This window comes from Paracoccus sp. J39 (assembly GCF_000518925.1).
Lineage (GTDB): Bacteria > Pseudomonadota > Alphaproteobacteria > Rhodobacterales > Rhodobacteraceae > Paracoccus.
This window is the reverse complement of the sequence record NZ_JAEN01000008.1, coordinates 19,236-36,547: the sequence shown is the minus strand read 5'-3', so window position 1 is coordinate 36,547 and position 17,312 is coordinate 19,236. Positions and strand designations below refer to the sequence as shown.

The window sequence follows — 17,312 nt, the reverse complement described above, 5'->3', positions numbered from 1 at the left end:
CCATACCCCCGTGGATATTTTTCCAAGAAAGAAGCCTATTCGGCCGCCAAGGCGGCTGCCGGGCGAAAGGCCTGGGCGCTGTGGCGTTCGGGCAGCCTGTCGCCCTGGCCGAACAGCTTGCGGCGCAGCGTCCCCGGGGCATATCCGGTCTTGTAGCTGCCGCGGTCCTGCAATTCCGGCACGATCAGGTCGGCGAAATCCTCGTAGGTTTCGGGGGTGACCAGCCGGGTCAGGTTGAAGCCGTCGATCTCGCCCTCGCGGATCCAGGATTCCAGTTCGTCCGCGACCTCGGCCGGGTCGCCCACGGCCAGCGGATAGCGCCCGCCAAGCGCCAGCTGGCCCAGGAGGTCGCGCTTGGTCCAGCCCCGGCTTTCGGCCAGCGTCGCCGCCGACTGGATCGCGTTGGTCGGGCCATAGGGGATGGGGTCGTCGAGGCCGTAGCGGGCAAAGTCGATGCCGGTCGAGGCGGCGAAATGCGCCAGCCCCGCCTCGGGGCTGGAATGGGCGCGGTATTCAGCCAGCTTCTCCTGCGCGGCGGCGGCGTTGTGGTCGGTCACGACATTGATGCCGAGGATGACCTTGACGTCCTCGGGGCGGCGGCCGGCGGCGACCACCGCCTCGCGGATGCTGCGCGAGGCCTTGCGGGCCAGCGCCTTGTCCGGGGCCGAGATGAAGACGCATTCCGCATGCCGCGCCGCGAATTGCTGGCCGCGCCCCGAGGTGCCGGCCTGGAACAGCACCGGCGTGCGCTGGGGCGAGGGTTCGCTGAGGTGCCAGCCCTCGACGTCGTAGAAGCGGCCGTGATGCACGATCCGCCGCACCTTGGCCGGGTCGGCATAGACACGGGCGTCGCGGTCGCGGATCACCGCGTCGTCGTCCCAGGACCCCTCCCACAGCTTGTAGAGCACGTCGAGATATTCGTCCGCCTGGTCATAGCGCAGGTCGTGGCCGGTCAGGCCGTCGCGCCCGACCGCGCGGGCGGCGCTGTCCAGATAGCCGGTGACGATGTTCCAGCCGATCCGTCCCCCGGTCAGGTGGTCGAGGGTCGAGATGCGGCGGGCAAAGGTATAGGGCGCCTCCTGGTTGACGTTCACCGTGACGCCGAAGCCAAGGTTCTGCGTCACCGCCGCCATGGCCGAGACCAGCAGGATCGGGTCGTTCACCGGCAGCTGCACCGACTCGCGCAGCGTCAGGTCGACGCCGCCGCCATAGATGTCGTAGGTGCCCAGGATGTCGGCCAGGAACAGCCCGTCGAACAGGCCCCGCTCCAGCGTGCGCGCCAGCCCGGTCCAATAGTCCAGCCGGATGTAATCCGCGGAACGGTCGCGCGGATGCGTCCATTGCCCGTGGTTGATATGGCCCACGCAGTTCATGTTGAAGGCGTTGACGATGATATGCTTGCCAAGGCGCTTGTCCGTGCGGGCCATTCAGATCGCTCCGTGTCGCGGCGGGTTGACGCCGTTCAGGCTGTGGTTGCCGATGGCGTGGTATTTCCAGCGCACCGGGTCGTGCAGCGTATGGGTGCGCACATTGCGCCAGTGGCGGTCCAGGTTGTCCTCGGCGAAGGTGGCCGAGGTGCCGGTCAGCTCGAACAGCTTCGAGGCGGCGAGCAGCCCCGCCGTCGTCGTCAGCGCGCGCGCCGCGGCCACCGCCAGCGAGGCCTGCGCCACGGTGAATTCCGTCGGATCGGCGATGGCCTCGTCCACGGCGCGGCCGGCGCGATCCACGAGCGCCTCGGCCGCACGCAGCCGGACCGAGACCTCGCCCACGCCGGCGACCAGCAGCGGGTCGTCTGCCGCGCGTTCGACCCCGGCGTCGATCCATGGCCGGGCGCGGTCGCGGATGAAGGGCAGGGTGGCGGCAAACGCGCCCTGGCCGATGCCGAGGTCGATGGCCGCGTGCATGATCTGCGCCAGCGGGCCGATGGGCGTCGGGCGCTCGAAACTGGACTGGAAGGGGACGACCCATTCCGGCCGCACCTCGACCTGCCGGAAAGCGACCGAGCCCGAGCCGGTGGTGCGCTGCCCGAAGCCGTCCCAGTCGTCGGTGACGGTGACGCCCGGCGCCTCGCGCGGGATGAAGACCAGTTGCTGGCGGTCGTCCTCGTCCACGACCAGCGTCGGGATCCAATGCGCATAGATGGCGCCGGTGCAATAGAACTTGTCGCCCTGCACCAGCAGCCGGTCGCCTTGGCGCAGCAGCCGGGTGCGGCGCTGGAAGTCGCGGGCGCCGATTTCCGCCAGCGCATTGCCGAAACGGTGCCCCGACAGCGCCAAGCCGTCGAAGAAGGCGCGCTGTTCCGGGCTGCCGCCGCTGCGCAGCACCTCGAGCGCATAGAAATGGTTCTGCGGGATCTGCGCCAGCGACCCGTCGGCCGCCGCGACGATGGCGATGACGCGCGCCAGCGTGACGGCCGAAACCGCCGCGCCGCCATGTTCGCGCGGCACGGTGATGCCCCAGAGCCCCGAGGCGGTAAAGGCGTCGAGCTGCTGCCAGGGCAGCCGCCGATCGCGGTCGCGGTCCGAGGCGCCGGGCGCGAATGCGGCGGCAAGGCGGCGGGCGGCCTCGATGGCCTCGGCATCCGAGGCGATCACATGCACGCCCTGCGGAGGAGATGCGGTCTTCATGCTCAGTTCCATTGATGGCGGGCGGGCAGGGCGCCGTTCAGGTGCCAGTTGCCCAGCAGGTGATGTTTCCAGCGCACGGGATCGTGCAGCGTATGGGTGCGGGCATTGCGCCAGATCCGCCCCAGGTTCGGGCCTTCGCGTGTCGCGGCCGAGCCGGCCAGCTCGAACAGCTTTTCTGCGGCGTTCAGGGCGATTTCCGTGGTCAGGATCTTGGCCTCGGCCACGGCGACCGAGGCGCGGGCGCTGGCCTCGGCGGTGACTTCGCCCGCGGCGATGTCGTCGAGCAGGCGCGCGGCGTCGTGCAGGACGGCCCGCGCGGCCCACAGGTCGACCTGCAACCGCCCGATATCGCTGATGACATAAGGGTCGTCCTGGGCCCGGGCGACGCCGGAATCCACCCAGGGCCGCGACTTGTCGCGAATGAAGCGGACCGCCTCGTCCAGCGCGCCGATGGCGATGCCGCTGTCGATGGCGGCCTGGATCAGCTGCGAGACGGGGCCGGCCAGTCCCGGCACCTCGGCGCGCTGCCAGACCGGGATGATCTGGTCCTCGGCCACCGGCACGTCGTGAAAGATCACGCTGCCCGAGGCGGTGGTGCGCTGGCCGAAGCTGGACCAGTCGTCGACCACCTGCACGCCGGGCGCGTCGCGCGCCACCCAGACCTGGACCGGGCGGCCCTGCTCGTCGGCGGCGCGGGTCGGGATCCAATGCGCGAACATCGCCCCCGTGGAATAGAAGCGGTGGCCGTTCAGCCGCAGGCCCTCGGGGCCGCGGCTCAGCCCGGTGGCGTTATGGGTGACGGGTTTGCGGCTTTTCTCCGGCCCGGCATTGCCGATGCGGGCGCCGGCAAGGATGTCGGCGAACCAGCGCGCCTTCTGCTCCGGGCTGCCCGCCTCGGAGAGCAGCTGGATGACGCCGAAATGGTTCTGCGGGATCTGGCCGACCGAACTGTCGGCGGCGCAGAGGATCTCGAACACCTCGGCCAGCGTCACATGGTCCAGCCCCGGCCCGCCCCAGTCACGCGGCACGGTGATCGCGCCAAGGCCCGAGGCGGTGAAGGCGGCGATCTCGTGATGCGGCAGGATGCGGTGGCGGTCGCGCTCGGCCGCCTTGGGGGCCCAGTCGGCCGCCAGCTGCCGTGCCGCCTGAAGCGCCTGTTCCCGCGTCTCGATCAGGGCCGGCACGACGGGCTTGCCGGGATCTGCCGGGATTTTCGCGGGGTGAAAGGTCATGGCGGTGCTCCTGTGCTGGCGGTCGGGCGGGCCGGGCCGGAATGGCTGCCCGGCCCGCACGGCATCGAAAGCTGCCCGATGCGGCCACAGGATCGCCTTGCGGAGGTTCGATCTCCATTCCAAAGATCGGCGGGGGCAGAGCACAGGCTTCCACCAGGCGCGGCGCGGACAGTAAGCCCATGCCCCGGTCGGGACGGGCTGTCGGTCCAGGGGCGGCGGATGGGCGGCGTTCAGCCAGCAATGGCCGATATGGAGGACCTGCCCCCGCACCGGGTCGCGCAGCGCATGCGCCCGGCCGGCCGGGATCGGGCGCCTTTCAGTCCTTTGCAGGAGCTGGCCGATCTGCCCTGCGGGCACCTTTATCTGCGCCAACCCTGTCCGGACGAAGGGTCACATCGGCTCGGTGGCCTTCGGCCATCCGCCTCATGCGACCGGCGCCGGGCGGCGGAACCGTTTCGGACGAGAGGATCCTGCTTGTGAACGGGGCCGTCTGTCGCGACCGCCATCCAGAGGGCCGGGACAGCGTACCGCCACCGGGGCCGGTCAGCCGCCCGCTGCGCCGGCGGCTGGCGCCAAGGCCCGGGCTTGCCCGGCTTTTCTCAGTTCGAGAAAGCCTCGATCAGGTTCAGGACGGCGAGGATCTTTCGGGTGCCGCTGTCGACACGATAGATCCGGTCGTCGTCCCGATAATAATTCCACCCCCGGCGCTGCTCCAGACCGTATCGGTCCAGGTTGCGGATCAAGGTGTAATTGCCAATGCGAAGCGTGTCGCCTACCCGGGTGCCATAGCGTTTGCCGACCTGACCCGGCGGAACGCAGGGCGGGTTCTTCTTGGCAAGTCCCGGCGGGCAATCGGCAACATGGCGAGCCTGCGTGCGGGGCTTGTCCTTGTGGCCGCGATGGTCGTGATGACCCGCGAAACCGCCCTTGCCGTTGTTCCGCCCGGGATCGGCCGCGACCGGCGCGGCGCCCGTCGCGGCAACAACCAAGGCGGCCATCAGTATCGGCGCCAGTTTCATCGTTCGTGCTCCAAGCAGTATCCAGCGAAACATATAGCCTCAACGGGGCGCAAGGTTGCATCACGAAAACAGGCGCTGGCGGAAAGGCGCCGCCGGGCTGCAGGCCGCGCGGCATGCGCCGGGGCATGTCCATCACCCCAGGCTGTCATATCTGCGCACGATCCAGCTGATGTCATAGGCCAGCCAGACCGCGCCGATCAGCGCGACGCCTTGCAGGGTCCGGGCGCGAAGCGCCGCGAAGGCGACGGACAGGCCCAGGGCCAGCCTCAGGAAATATTCGGGCCCCAACGCATGAAGATAGTCGCTGCCCTTCATCAGCGTGTCGAACAGGTCAAAGCCGAATGTCAGGGCAAAGACGCCGAAGAACCAGCGGCGGCGGCGCATGAAGAAGCTCTCGCTTTCGGCATGGTCGGGCAGCGCGTCGGGAAAGATCAGCGTCGCCATCACGAAATGCAGCGAGGCATAGCAAAGAACGAAGACATAGGCGCCGAAATGCCAGTCGCTGATACGGCGCAGCCCGAATTCCCACCACCAGAAATGCACCGCGCCCAGCAGGACGATGACCGCCCAGACCGTCTGGGCCAGCATGCCCTCGGTCCGGGCGGGCGACTGGATGCGCCGCGACAGCCCCGACAGGACGCGGGTGATCCCCAGCCCCAGGATCATGCTGACGAGAATGCGAAGATGGCCGTAAGCATCCATCGCCAGGCTCCTTCATCCTTCCACCGTCCCCATCCATCCTGAAAGCCGGGATCGCGTTTTTCCAGCCCCAAGGCGGAAATTTATCGTAACCTGCCCGGAGAGATCATTGCATTGAAAGGATTGGGACATGCCTTCGTTCAAGGTTTCGTGGATCGCCATCGCTCTTCTCCTCCCGCAGGTCGCGCAGGCTTCCGAGGTCTGCGACGGGGTCGGCCGCATCCAGGACGACGCGGGCAGGAGTGCCTTCCGCGCCTTCGTCACCGGCGCGCTGACCGAGCCGCCCCCCGCTTCGCAGATCGCCGTCGACGATGTCCTGCGGCAGGGCGCGTGGACCATCGTCGGCGCGGAAATCCCCGATGCGGACGGCGTGGGTTACTTCCTGTATCAGGAACGGGGCGGCAAGCAGATGTTCTACGGCATCTGGGGCGGGATGGCCGATCCGTCAGAGGCCGCCGAGGTCGCCAAATGGGCGACCGACCAGGGCGCGCCTGCCTCATTGGCCCGGTGCTTCGCCAGCATAGCGACCGCGGAGTGAGGCCGAAGGCAAGCCGGAATCGGAACCCTGTCCCCGCGCTGCCTCCGGGGGGCGTAACCGCTGTTTCCCGCTTCCGGTGTGCGCTGGCCGATGTCCGCGGCCTCGCTCATCCGCTGCTGTCCGCGATGAAACCGGGCAGCTGTTCAGGAAGAAGCGGGTCGGACGCCGGCCCATGCGCGTCTCCATGGCGCTCATCCGCCTGCGGTGCGGGGGCATGGCCCCGCCGTGCCCTTCATCTTCCGCTGGGCGCGGCATAGATGGCCGACCAGAACCGGGTCCGGCCATCCGAGCCCGTCGCATGGCCGATGCCGAATTGCCGGACCTGCGGAATCAGGATGTTGGCGCGGTGTCCGCTGGAGCCGTTCCATTCCCGCAGCACCTGATCGACCCCGTAAGGGCCGGCGGCAATGTTCTCGGCGGTGATCCGGGGCGAATATCCCAGCGTCTTGATCCTTTGCGCCGGCCCGCTGCTGCGGCTGCCGGCATGGGTCATCCTGCCCCGGCGGGCCATATCGCAGGCATGCTCGGCCGCCGCGCGGGCCAGCAAGGCGTTGGCGCTGACCGGAGGCAGGCCGGCCTGGATGCGGGCGCTGTTGGTTGCGGCCAGGCCGGAGCCGATGACCGCCGCGCTGGGGGCGCTGCATTCGACCTCTCCCGGCGGTGATGCCTGCACGTCGTGGTCCTTGACGGGATCCCGGGCGTCCGGGGGCGAGCAGGCGGCAACCAGTATGCAAGCCATCATCGTCGCGCGGGGGTTGTGCGGGAATGCATGCGGCATCGTCCTTCTCCTGGCCTTATGGAAGAACGCCTGCGGCATGACTGGGAAATTCCGGTGAAATAACTCAATAAATCTTGTGCATCCATGCCTGCGCTTCTGGCAGCGCAACGCAAAGCGGGCGATCCTCGAACACGTTATGCGTGCATAACCTGTGATGCGGCTTATTGTTCCGCAGGCTTCGGACCACCGCCAGGCACCGGAACAAACCCGCCGCCAGCAGGACCGGGCCCGGCCCTTCGGGAGACGGGCCATGCCGGCCACGGTCCAGCCCTTGCCGGCGCCGGGTTTGCGGCAGCTCTGGATCGACCGGCGCCGGCTTTCCATCGCGTCGCGGTGCGGGCGAACTGGCCTCTCGGCGCGAAGGTGCTGCCCTCGCCCGGCAGCCGGCCAGAGGACAAGGCGACGAGGCCGCCCGTCGGGACCGCTGCCGAATGACGGGCCCCGACCACCAATCTGATCCATTTGGACAAGTCGACATGGTCCCCGCTTCCTCTCAGGATGGCCGAAGATCGGTTTCCGAGTAAGGTCATGGCCCGTATCCTTCTGACCCTCGCGTTCCTGTTCGGGCCGGCCCTTGCGCTGGCCGAACCCTTGGCCGGGCGATGGTCGGGCACCTATGCCTGCAATGCGCTTGGCGGCGCGCAGTTCACCCTGGAAACCGAGCAGGCGGGAAACGGCATCATCTCGGGCACCTTTTCGTTCGAGATCGGGACCGGCGGCCATGCGCTCAAGGGCGCCTACAAGGTCATGGGCCGGGGCGGCGCGGACGGCTTCCGGCTGCAGCCGCGCGACTGGATCGAGCGCCCGCCGGGCGTCGAGGCCCTTGCGCTGAGCGGCAGGACCCGCGACGGCGGCGCCGTCATCGAGGGCGAGATGGAGGGCTGCGCCCTGAACGACAGGTTCCTCGGCGCCTCGGCGGAAGGGATGGCCGTGCGGCTGGAGGACGCGAACAGCGAGCCCGTGCCGCCGACCATGGGCCCGCCGGCCGGGCGCTGGAAAGGAGAGGTGATCTGCCGCGGCCAGCGCAAGACCACGCTGTCGCACCCGATCGAGGCGGTGATCCTGACCGACGGTGATCGCGTCGCGGCGGATGCGCGGGTGCATGTGGCCAACCAGCAGGGCGGCGTGCCCGCCGAGCAGCGCACGATACTGGGCGGGCAAAGCGCCGAGGGGCGGCTGGAGCTGGCCGGGCTCGGCAGCCTTTCCCCCGGCGGCCCGCGGTTCCAGATCAACGGCCTGTCCCTCGCCGTCGACGGCCAGTCGCTGAGCGGCCCAGTCAATATGCGCGGCTGCGACAAGGTCAGCCTGACCTATGCCGGCCCCGCCGCTGTGCCGCCCCTGCCCGACAGCATGACCGGCAGCTGGGTCGGCACGGCGGAACAGCAGAACGGCGCCATCGCCATGCATTTCGAGCTGCGGAACGGCCAGGCCGGGGGCTTCGGCGAGCTTCGCCTCGGCGCCCCGGCGCATCTGCCCGTGGAGCGGCGCAGCAAGCTGCATCTTGTCCTGGCGCCGGTGGGAGAGCTGAACGGATGGCAGCTGATGCTGCCGCTTGGCCAGCGCGCCTTCGAGATTTCGCAAGACGATGTCCGGCGGCACAGTTCCGGCCCGGTCGGGCCGTTCGCCAAGGCCGGCGCCTATCTGGTGTCGGAAACCCCGGCCGGCGGGCTTGAGCTTGTGGCGCTGATCCGGTCGGGCGATTTCGCCGTGGCCGCCTCGCTCATGCCGGGCACGCCGCCGGGGCCCAAGACAAGTGTGTTGGTCTTGCAGCGGTCCGAGGGCGGGCTTGCCGATGCCGTCGTCGCCGGCGAAACGCCGCCGGTGATCTTTCCCGAACCGCTGGGGGGAACGCTGGCGGCGGCGCGCTCGCGCGAGGCGCAATGCGCGGTCTTGCAGGAATGGATCACCCCCTATTCCGAAGGCAAGGACATGCGCGGGACGGTGATCGCCAATCTGCAGCGCGAGCTGGCAGAGGCCTTCACCGACGCGAAGTTCGAGCCGGTGTTCGGCCTGCCCTTCGCCCTTCTGAGCGACGAGGAGCGCAGGGCGCTGGCCCGTTTCATCCGCGAGGATTGCGAGCAGGGACAAGGCATGGCCGACGTGGGCTTTGCCGGCGCGCAAGTGATCGGGCACCAGAGGGGCTATCGGGAAATGGTCAAGCGCCTGACCGATGTGGCGGAATCCTCGCGTTGGGCCGAGGCCGCGCTGGACGAGGCGCAGGCGCTCTCCAGCACGGCGGCTTCCCTCGCCCGGATCGAGCAGCTGAAGGCCGGGGCCCGGGATCGCGCGCGGGAGCTTTCGGCGCGGCAGATCGCCGGGCTTGACGCGGGGCTGGCGCTTCGCGCGCGTCAGATCCGCACCGATATCCTGCGGGCCGATATCGACCGCGACCTGCCCGGACTTTCCGCCGGCAGCCGGGAAGACGGCGCCCTCGACCAGCTTTTCCGGCTGGCCGGGCGCATCGCGGATGAGGATGTCCTGCCTGACGCGCGGCAAGAGCTGCATGATCGCATCGCGCCTCCTGCCCTGAAGATAAGCGACGAATACGTGACCGCGCTGATGGCCGAGGTCGATACCTTGCCGGCCTCGTTGCAGGGCCTTGCGGATGCCCGGCGGATCGGTGCCGCGCTTGGGCCGGTCGTCGAGGCGGTGCACGAGCATTTCGGTGCCGACCTCCGGCCCCGCATCCAGCCGCTCTTTCTTCGCCGCAGCATGATCGAAAGCGATCCGGCCGTGCTGGAAGCTTTCCGGAAACTGCTGGCGGATGCCCCCTCCGGTCGCGGCGCGAAAGAGGCGGTCCGGGCCGCTGCCGCGCAATATCTCGACGAGGCGGCGATGCAGCGCCTGCCCGAATATGATGCGGTTTACAAGGCGGCTCTGGAACATGCCGAGTGGCGCGCGATCATCATCACCGACAACAGCCGCAATCCCGGCGGGGACGAGCCGCGTGCCGAGGATATCGCCCGGTTCGCGCTGGACCGCGTGCGCGAGGTGAACGCGACGATCTCGCAGATCGAGGACGACTGCCTGCAGGGGGTCGCGGCCATCGGCAACAGTCCGGCGCGCGGGATCGAGTGCCTGACCATGCCGGCGGTCTGGACGGGGCAAAAGGGCTTTGCATCCGAGCTGGTCTCGGTCACCAAGATATCCTGCTCTCCCGACGCCGGGGGGTTCCGATGCTATTTCCAGCAGGAGATACAGTTTTTCGGCCCCGGCGGCGCCCGCATGAATCTTGAGGATTTCATCGGCACCTTCGGAGAGAGGGCCGCCCGGCTGGAGGTTCAGGAGGCGCTTTTCATCCCCGGGAACGAGGGCTGGCAAGTGCTCTGGGGCGACTTGAGATAGGGCGGAGGCAATGCCGGTGGGGGGCCTCGCCCATCCCGGAGGCCGCATCAGGCGCCCGACCGGGCGGTTCGGTCCCGGATCGGCGGGCAAAAGACGTCTTTTCTGGCCGCGAAAGCAGCCTGACCCGCACCCGGCCCTGAAGGGTCGGTCGCCGAAGGCTTGCGGTGCAATCGGCCGGCTTGTCCGGTCCGCCGGCCGGGCCGCCAGGAACATCCTGCCCGTTTCCCTGTTGTTGTCCCCATGCTGCTGAAGGCGTGAAACCTGCAACAGGAAAGGACGACGACATGCCGAAGATGGCCGATGCCAGGATTCTCATCCTCGCCACCGACGGGTTCGAGCAATCCGAACTGGAAGTGCCGCGCGACCGGCTGCGCGAGGCGGGCGCGACGGTCGAGATCGCCTCGCCCGACGGAGAAAGCATTCGAGGCTGGCAGGGCGAGGATTGGGGGCAGAGGGTCCAGGTCGATCTGGATTTGTCCTCGGTCGATGCGTCGGGCTATGACGCGATCGTGCTGCCGGGCGGCCAGATCAACCCCGACAAGCTGCGCATCGAGGCCGGCGCGGTCGATCTGGTGCGGCGCTTTCACGACGAGGGCAAGATCGTCGCGGCGATCTGCCACGGGCCCTGGCTGCTGGTCGAGGCGGATCTGGTCGAGGACCGCAAGGTGACCTCTTACAAGTCCATCCGCACGGATCTGGTGAATGCGGGCGGCATCTGGACCGACAGCCCGGTGGTATCGGACGAGCGCATCATCACCTCGCGCAGCCCGGACGACCTGGAAGCCTTCTGCGGTGCCATCATTGCCGAGCTTGAGGGTGGCGGCGCGCAGCCGCGCTGACGGGCGGCGCAAGGGACGAACACGGGCCGTTCCTCCGGGAAAGGGATCCGCGCCCGTCCCTTTGCGTTGAAATTCAGTCATCCGCGTCTCACAAGGGCCTTTCATGCCGATCTCTCCCGACAGGCCAACCGACGATCTGGGCCATGGCGCGGACACTCCCGCCGAAATTCCCAGGAACGGCTGGCGGCAGATATTCCGGCGGGTCCGGTCCGAAATCGCCGAAGACCATGTCGGCGTGGTGGCGGCAGGTATCGCCTTCTATGGGCTGGTCGCCATCTTCCCGGCCATCGCGGCGCTGGTGGCGATTTCCGGCCTGATCCTCGATCCCACCGATCTGGGCAGCACGATGGAGCGGATATTCGCCTTCCTGCCCCCCGATGCCGCGGCGATCATCCGAGACCAGCTCGTCAAGGTCACCGATGGCGGGACCGGCACCGGGCTCGTCGCGGTCTCGGGCCTGGGGATCGCAGTTTACGGCGCGATGAAAGGGGTGATGACGCTGATCGAGGGGCTGAACATCGCCTATGACGAAGACGAGACGCGCAGCCTGCCGATGCTCTACCTGACCGGCTTCGCCTTGACGCTGGCGCTGATGGTGGGCTTGATCGTCGCGATCGGCCTGATCGTGGTGCTGCCCCTGGCTGCCGATCTGCTGCATCTCGGCGGAAGGGTGCAGGCGGCGATCTCGTGGATCGCCTGGCCGATCCTTGCAGGCTTTGCGGTGCTGGGGCTGGCGGTGGTCTATCGGTTCGGCCCGTCCCGCAAGGCGGCGAAATGGCGCTGGCTCAGCCTGGGTGCGGCGCTGGCCGTCTGCGTCTGGATCGCCGCATCCTTCGGATTTTCGCTCTATGCCAGCAATTTCGGCAGCTATACCGAAACCTACGGGACGCTGGCCGGGGTGGTGATCCTGCTGACCTGGCTCTGGCTGTCGGCCTATGTGATCCTGGCCGGCGCCGAACTGAATGCCGAGATCGAACAGCAGACCGCACGCGACACGACGGCCGGCGCACCGCAGCCCATGGGCCTGCGCGGCGCCGTCAAGGCGGACACGCCTCCGCCCGGAACAGCGCATCCGAACGGCGAAGGCGGGAACGGCACGGATGGGGCGTCCGGCGCCTCGGCGGAAGGCTCGCCCCGCCATGAGCTTCTGCTGGCCGGGGCGCTGGCCCTGCACGCCCTGATCCGCATGGCGAAGCCTCGCGGCAAACAATCGCATGAGCATGATCGCCGGCTTGGGTAGATTCCAGCCCGATGCATCCTCAGGAACATTTCCCGGCGCATTGTGTTGGACCGGCATGAACAGGAGGCGAGCATGACCGATCATGACGACCACGTCGAGAAATTCTGGAGCCGGCTCGGCGGCATCAACTCCGGCATGCTGGGCTTGATCCAGGACGCGCGGCTTGTGCCCATGTCGCATTATGCCGAAGCCGAAGCGGGCAGGCTGTGGTTCATCACCGCCAAGGGGACGGATCTGGCCCGCTCGCTGGCCGCTGGCGGCAAGGAGGCCGTGCATGTGGTCGGCGACGAGGGGAAAGGGCTCTTTGCCCGGATCCACGGCACGCTGGCCCTGTCCGACGACCGCGCCAAGCTTGACGAGCTGTGGAACGCCGTGGCCTCAAGCTGGTTCGAGGACGGCCGGCAGGACGAGGATGTCCAGCTTCTGCGCTTCGACCTTGCCGAGGCCGAGGTCTGGCTGACGGGCGGCAGCCTGTCCTTCCTCTACCAGATCGCGAAGTCCAAGGTCACCGGCGACAAGCCGGATATGGGAGAGCATTTCACCCTTTCCTTCTGACCCTCGCCGCGGCGGCTTGTCCCGGCCCTTCACCGGGTGGCGACCGGTCGCGAGCCGCGGAAATCCGGCGGACGCCCCGCGCCGTCTCCGAGATCGCGCCGGAGCCGTGCTGCCCGGGGGCTTGCAGAGCCATGCATTCGACTGGCGCGACATCTGCGGCGGCGTCCAGTCGGGCAGGATCGGCCCCGATCGGCCGCTGCACAAGTGTTCCGCCCGGATGAAATCCGGCAACAGCACCACGCCCGCGCCATCGGCCTATGCGCCGGCAGATCGCCATCATTGGCGCTGATGGACCGCCCCGCAAAGCCCGCTTTCCCGGTGGGTGCCGGCGCTGCAGGCCGGGCAATCGCCGGGCGACAATTCGCTGGGATGCTGGACCTCGGCATGCGGCCTGCCTGGTGCCGCGACCAGCAGGCGTTTGACCGGGCCGATCTTGCGCCAGATGGTGAACTTGTCCGAAGGCGCGGCGGAGATGCGGATCGTCATGTCGAAATCCTCCTCGGCCATGTCGAAGATCGACTTCGACGCACTGCCGCCGTCGCAAGTTGCCCGGCAAGGGGCGGGCGCGGTGCATCGCATCGCCTGCTGCGGCAGTTCGCGGTGGATGCCGAGCCCGACCATTTTCGATATCCTTGCTCCGCTGCTTCCCGGCAAGCAGGCCGAGACGGGAATTCGTCGCGACGGCGATCCTGGGCGGCCTGACGGAGAGCCATGGCGTCGACGCTGACCGGGCTGCTGGCCTGGTTTCTGCCGGGAATCGGCGAAGGCGCGCATCAGCGGCGCGCCAAGGAGTTCGTGCCGGAGGAGATGCCGAACCCTTCGAGATCGGCGGCCAGCCGTGCCAACGCCTCTGCATCCGGCGCGATGGCGACCAGCCGGTTCATGGCCATGCCTTCGGGCGCCTCGGCCGGTTCCAGCGCCAGCACGCCGGCGGCCAGCTGCAGCAGATGCGGGCGCTCCGCGTCGGGCAGCTGGACATAGCCCTTCAGGCGGTGGATGGCGCGCCCATGCCGCGCGATGATTGCGGCCAGCCCTTCGCGGTCCGCGGGCGGGGAAATCCCGATGATGCGGCTGGCGAACAGCCGGCCATGGTCGCGATCCGGGGCCAGGGCCGTAAGGCTGCGGCCGTCATGGGGCGTCGCCAATGCCTGCGTGAAGCCGCCGTCCGCCGCCAGATGCTGGCTGGCCAGCGGGTTGAGCCGGGCGACCAGCCGCGCCGCGCGACGCAGCGCAATGCGGCCGGCGATGTCGGCGCGCGACAGGAACACGGCATCGGCGCCGCGGATCTGGCTTTCCGCCACCCTGCCGATCCGGGGATCGGCCAGCCGCTCGGCCAGGCTTTGCGGATCGACCACCGCCACCACCGCCCGGCAGTCCAGCTCGGGCTCGGCAAGGGCAAAGGCGGCCAGCCGCTGCGGCTCGGCCACGCCGCTGGCCTCGATCACCAGCCGGTCCACCCGGTCGCGAAGGCTCAGCGCCCGCTCGAAGGCGTCGAACAGCCCGCCGCCCATCGAGCAGCAGATGCAGCCGTTGCTGAGCTGGATCGTGTCGGCCGAGCGGCCGGCGATCAGCGCCGCATCGACCGCGATGTCGCCGAAATCGTTGACCATGACCAGGATGCGCTCGTCCTGCCGGTCCAGCAGCCGGTTCAGCAGCGTGGTCTTGCCCGCGCCCAGATAGCCGCAAAGCAGGTTGACGGGCAGCGGCGCGGCCATGGTCAGAACGACCCGGCCGCGACCGGCCTGCCGCCGAAGACGGTGCCCCAGACCCGGACCTCGCGTAGCCGCTCGGGGCCGAGGGCATGCGGATCGTCTTCGAGCACGGCGAAATCGGCGCGCTTGCCGACCTCGACCGAGCCCAGTTCGGCGTCCAGTTTCAGCGTATGGGCGGCGCCCAGGGTGATGGCGTAAAGCGCCGCGTCCAGCGGGATGCGTTCCGAGGTGCCCAGCTGCCGGCCGCTGTCGGTTCGGCGATTGACCGCGCACCAGGCGGTGACCAGCGGCGCCAGCGGCGTGATCGGCGCGTCGGAATGGATGGCCAGCGGAATGCCCATCTCCAGCGCGCTGGCGCAGGGGTTCATGCGGCAGGCGCGCTCGGGGCCGATGGTGATCTCGTAATGCTTGTCGCCGAAATAATACAGGTGGTTGGCGAACAGGTTCACGCAGCATTGCAGCGCGGCGATGCGGCGCAGCTGGGCGCGGTCGGCCATCTGGCAATGCTGCAACGTGTGGCGATGGTCGGGGCGGAAATGCCCGGCCAGCGCCGCCTCCAGCGCCTCGATGGCGGCCAGGCTGGCGCCGTCGCCGTTGACATGGATATGCATCTGGATGCCCTGGCGGTTCAGGTCGTCCACCATCGCGTTCAGCGCCTCGGGGGCGATGTTCCAGATGCCGTTGTCGGTGCCGCGATGATAGCCCGGGGCCAGCAGGTGCGCGGTAAAGCCCTGGATCGAGCCGTCGGTGACGATCTTGACCCCGCCCAGCCGCACCCGGTCGGTCGAGCGCGCCCGCAGCTCCTTCGCCCGCGCCGCCACCGCCGCGGGCGGCAGCGCCATGGCCGACAGCATCGGCACCAGCCGCAAGGGATAGCCGGCCTCGGCCGTGGTGGCGAACAGGTCGGCCAGCGTCTCCTCGGCCAGCTCGTTCAGCAGGTCGGTCGAGGTGGTGACCCCCGCCCGGCAGGCCGAGCGCGCGAAGTTCCAGATCGCCTCGGGATCGCCGCCCATGGCGCGGAAGCTGGCGCCGACCCGGCGCATGACCGGGAACATGGCGCCCATCTCGTGCAACTCGCCGTGCAATTCGCCGTCCTCGGTGTGGATGACGCCGGGCACGTCGGTGTTTTCGTCATAGCCGGCCAGGTCCAGCGCCACACTGTTGGCGGTCAGCAGATGCATGTTGGAATGCAGCACCACCACCGGCCGCGTGGTCGAGACCCGGTCGAGGTCCAGCCGCGACAGCCGGTCGCCCGGCACGAAAAGCGGATCGAAGCCCCAGCCGACGACGGGCCCGTCCCCCAGTTCCTCGGCGCGGTCGCGCAGGCGCTGGACCAGCGCGTTGGTGCTGGTGATGCCCTGCCACAGCCGGCCATCCGGGGCCACCCGGTCGTAATGGCCCAGATAGGTGAAGCGCCAGACCGAGCCCTCCATCATATGGGCATGACCCTCGACGAAGCCGGGCATCAGCACCTTGTCCGCGAATCGGTCGTCGTGGTGCAGATCTCCGCGACCACGCATCTCCTCGGGGCCGCCGACGGCAAGGATGCGCCCGTCATGGGACACCATCACATGCGTCGCCTCGGGCCGCGACGGGTCCATGGTGATGATGCGGCGTGCTGAAAAAACGGTCGGGATCATGCAATTTCTCCGTCAGATGCGGCTTCGCGGGCAGATTAGCCGTGACAAACATCCTGCGTGAAATGCATAATTGCGCGGGATTTCCGCTATTTTCCTGAGGGTCGGATGCATTACACCCTGAAACACCTGCGCTATATCGAGGCGGCCGAGCGGCACCAGTCGATCACCGCCGCGGCCGAGGCGCTGGCGGTCTCGCCCTCGTCCATCGCCGCCGCCATCGACCATGTCGAGGCGCAGCTGGGCCAGCCGGTCTTTGCCCGCGTGCCCTCGCGCGGGATCGCCGCGACCAGTTTCGGGCGCAAGATCATCGACGAGATCCGCTTGCTGCTGGTGGCGCAGGCGCGTTTCGACGGCAAGATCGCTGATCTTGAACAGCGCATCGACGGCACCGCCCGCATCGCCTGCTTCACGCCGCTGGCGCCGATCCTGCTGCCCACGATCCTGTGCGAGGTGCGCGAACGCTATCCGAACCTGATGATCGAGGTGATGGAGGGCAACTGGGAGGAGGTGGTGCGCGCCGTCGATACGGGCGACGCCGATTTCGCATTCTGCTACGGGCTGATGAACGAGCTGGCCTATCGATTCCTGCCGCTTTTCGTCGGCCATCCCCATGCCGCGCTGCCGGCGGCGCATCCGCTGGCCAGCGGCCGCTTCGTCACGCTGGAGCAGCTGGCGCCCGAGCCGCTGGTGGTGCTGGACCTGGACCTGTCGCGGCGCTACCTGATGGACCTGTTCGCGACGCGGGGCCTCAAGCCGAACGTGGTCTATTCGGCGCGCTCGACCGACATGATGCGGGCGCTGATCGCGGCCGGCATGTGCTACGGAATCTTCAACATCCGCCCGATGAGCAAGCAGACCTATGCCCGCGGCGACCTGGTGCGCCTGCCGCTGGCCGGCGAACACGACGCGCCGCGCGCCGGGGTTCTGACCCGGCGCGACGTGCAGCTGACCCCGGTTTGCGAAGCGATCATCGCCACTTGCGAGATGCAGGCGATGCGCGGCGAATTCGACCGCGCCTTCGTGCGGCCCTACCTTCCACAGGATTTCTGAGGAATTCGGGCGCAAAAATGCATTTGCCGCAAAGCCTG

Annotated in this window: 16 protein-coding genes; 7 read left to right on the top strand and 9 right to left on the bottom strand. The window is 68.6% G+C overall.

The genetic code is table 11. The features are described from left to right. Positions 1-35 precede the first annotated feature (35 nt). The 5 genes from L632_RS0109595 to L632_RS0109575 form a co-directional block, all read right to left on the bottom strand. Positions 36-1,427, bottom strand: a complete 1,392-nt coding sequence (locus L632_RS0109595) for an LLM class flavin-dependent oxidoreductase (protein ID WP_028712765.1) — start codon at positions 1,425-1,427, stop codon at positions 36-38. Then, the gene (locus L632_RS0109590) at positions 1,428-2,627 is read right to left on the bottom strand and encodes an SfnB family sulfur acquisition oxidoreductase (RefSeq protein ID WP_232220960.1); all 1,200 of its coding nucleotides are present in this window, start codon (positions 2,625-2,627) and stop codon (positions 1,428-1,430) included. A gap of 2 nt (positions 2,628-2,629) precedes the next feature. After that, the gene (locus L632_RS0109585) at positions 2,630-3,859 is read right to left on the bottom strand and encodes an SfnB family sulfur acquisition oxidoreductase (RefSeq protein ID WP_028716716.1); all 1,230 of its coding nucleotides are present in this window, start codon (positions 3,857-3,859) and stop codon (positions 2,630-2,632) included. 599 nt (positions 3,860-4,458) lie between these two features. Continuing rightward, a complete protein-coding gene (locus L632_RS0109580) occupies positions 4,459-4,878 on the bottom strand; it encodes a hypothetical protein (RefSeq protein ID WP_028712768.1) in 420 nt (139 codons plus the stop codon). A gap of 132 nt (positions 4,879-5,010) precedes the next feature. Beyond that, complete coding sequence (locus tag L632_RS0109575; protein ID WP_028712769.1) at positions 5,011-5,580, bottom strand: hypothetical protein; 570 nt, start codon at positions 5,578-5,580, stop codon at positions 5,011-5,013. 127 nt (positions 5,581-5,707) lie between these two features. Between L632_RS0109575 and L632_RS23480 the strand changes: the two genes are divergently transcribed. Continuing rightward, entirely contained in the window at positions 5,708-6,115 is a 408-nt protein-coding gene (locus L632_RS23480; RefSeq protein WP_028712770.1) for a hypothetical protein, read from the top strand. A 232-nt stretch (positions 6,116-6,347) separates the two neighbouring features. On the opposite strand, the gene L632_RS22390 is transcribed toward L632_RS23480, so the two are convergent. Next, a complete protein-coding gene (locus tag L632_RS22390; RefSeq protein WP_230378897.1) occupies positions 6,348-6,788 on the bottom strand; it encodes a CAP domain-containing protein in 441 nt (146 codons plus the stop codon). A 633-nt stretch (positions 6,789-7,421) separates the two neighbouring features. On the opposite strand from L632_RS22390, the gene L632_RS22385 reads away from it, so the two are divergent. The 4 genes from L632_RS22385 (at position 7,422) to L632_RS0109545 (ending at position 12,872) form a co-directional block, all read left to right on the top strand. Further along, positions 7,422-10,238, top strand: coding sequence for a hypothetical protein (locus L632_RS22385; protein WP_036697867.1), 2,817 nt, complete (start codon positions 7,422-7,424; stop codon positions 10,236-10,238). Positions 10,239-10,522: 284 nt separating this feature from the next. Then, on the top strand, positions 10,523-11,077 hold the full coding sequence (locus L632_RS0109555) for a type 1 glutamine amidotransferase domain-containing protein (protein ID WP_028716715.1): 555 nt from the start codon (positions 10,523-10,525) through the stop codon (positions 11,075-11,077). Between the two features lie 103 nt (positions 11,078-11,180). Then, positions 11,181-12,317: a YihY/virulence factor BrkB family protein gene (locus tag L632_RS22380; RefSeq protein WP_084648081.1), complete on the top strand. Its 1,137-nt coding sequence runs from the start codon at positions 11,181-11,183 to the stop codon at positions 12,315-12,317. A gap of 72 nt (positions 12,318-12,389) precedes the next feature. Beyond that, complete coding sequence (locus L632_RS0109545) at positions 12,390-12,872, top strand: pyridoxamine 5'-phosphate oxidase family protein (RefSeq protein WP_028716714.1); 483 nt, start codon at positions 12,390-12,392, stop codon at positions 12,870-12,872. A 276-nt stretch (positions 12,873-13,148) separates the two neighbouring features. On the opposite strand, the gene L632_RS24285 is transcribed toward L632_RS0109545, so the two are convergent. Then, on the bottom strand, positions 13,149-13,358 hold the full coding sequence (locus L632_RS24285; protein ID WP_156933635.1) for a hypothetical protein: 210 nt from the start codon (positions 13,356-13,358) through the stop codon (positions 13,149-13,151). Between L632_RS24285 and L632_RS24280 the strand changes: the two genes are divergently transcribed. After that, positions 13,345-13,599 (top strand): hypothetical protein, encoded by a 255-nt coding sequence (locus L632_RS24280; RefSeq protein WP_156933634.1) that lies wholly within the window; start codon positions 13,345-13,347, stop codon positions 13,597-13,599. The two genes, L632_RS24285 and L632_RS24280, sit on opposite strands and share 14 nt — an antisense overlap. Before the next feature lie 46 nt (positions 13,600-13,645). Here L632_RS24280 and L632_RS22370 read toward each other — a convergent pair whose 3' ends face one another. Further along, positions 13,646-14,587, bottom strand: a complete 942-nt coding sequence (locus L632_RS22370; RefSeq protein WP_036697864.1) for a GTP-binding protein — start codon at positions 14,585-14,587, stop codon at positions 13,646-13,648. Positions 14,588-14,589: 2 nt separating this feature from the next. Continuing rightward, on the bottom strand, positions 14,590-16,224 hold the full coding sequence (locus L632_RS0109525; RefSeq protein ID WP_028716712.1) for an amidohydrolase: 1,635 nt from the start codon (positions 16,222-16,224) through the stop codon (positions 14,590-14,592). Between the two features lie 105 nt (positions 16,225-16,329). On the opposite strand from L632_RS0109525, the gene L632_RS0109520 reads away from it, so the two are divergent. Further along, positions 16,330-17,274, top strand: a complete 945-nt coding sequence (locus L632_RS0109520) for a LysR substrate-binding domain-containing protein (protein ID WP_028712776.1) — start codon at positions 16,330-16,332, stop codon at positions 17,272-17,274. The last annotated feature ends 38 nt before the right edge of the window (positions 17,275-17,312 follow it).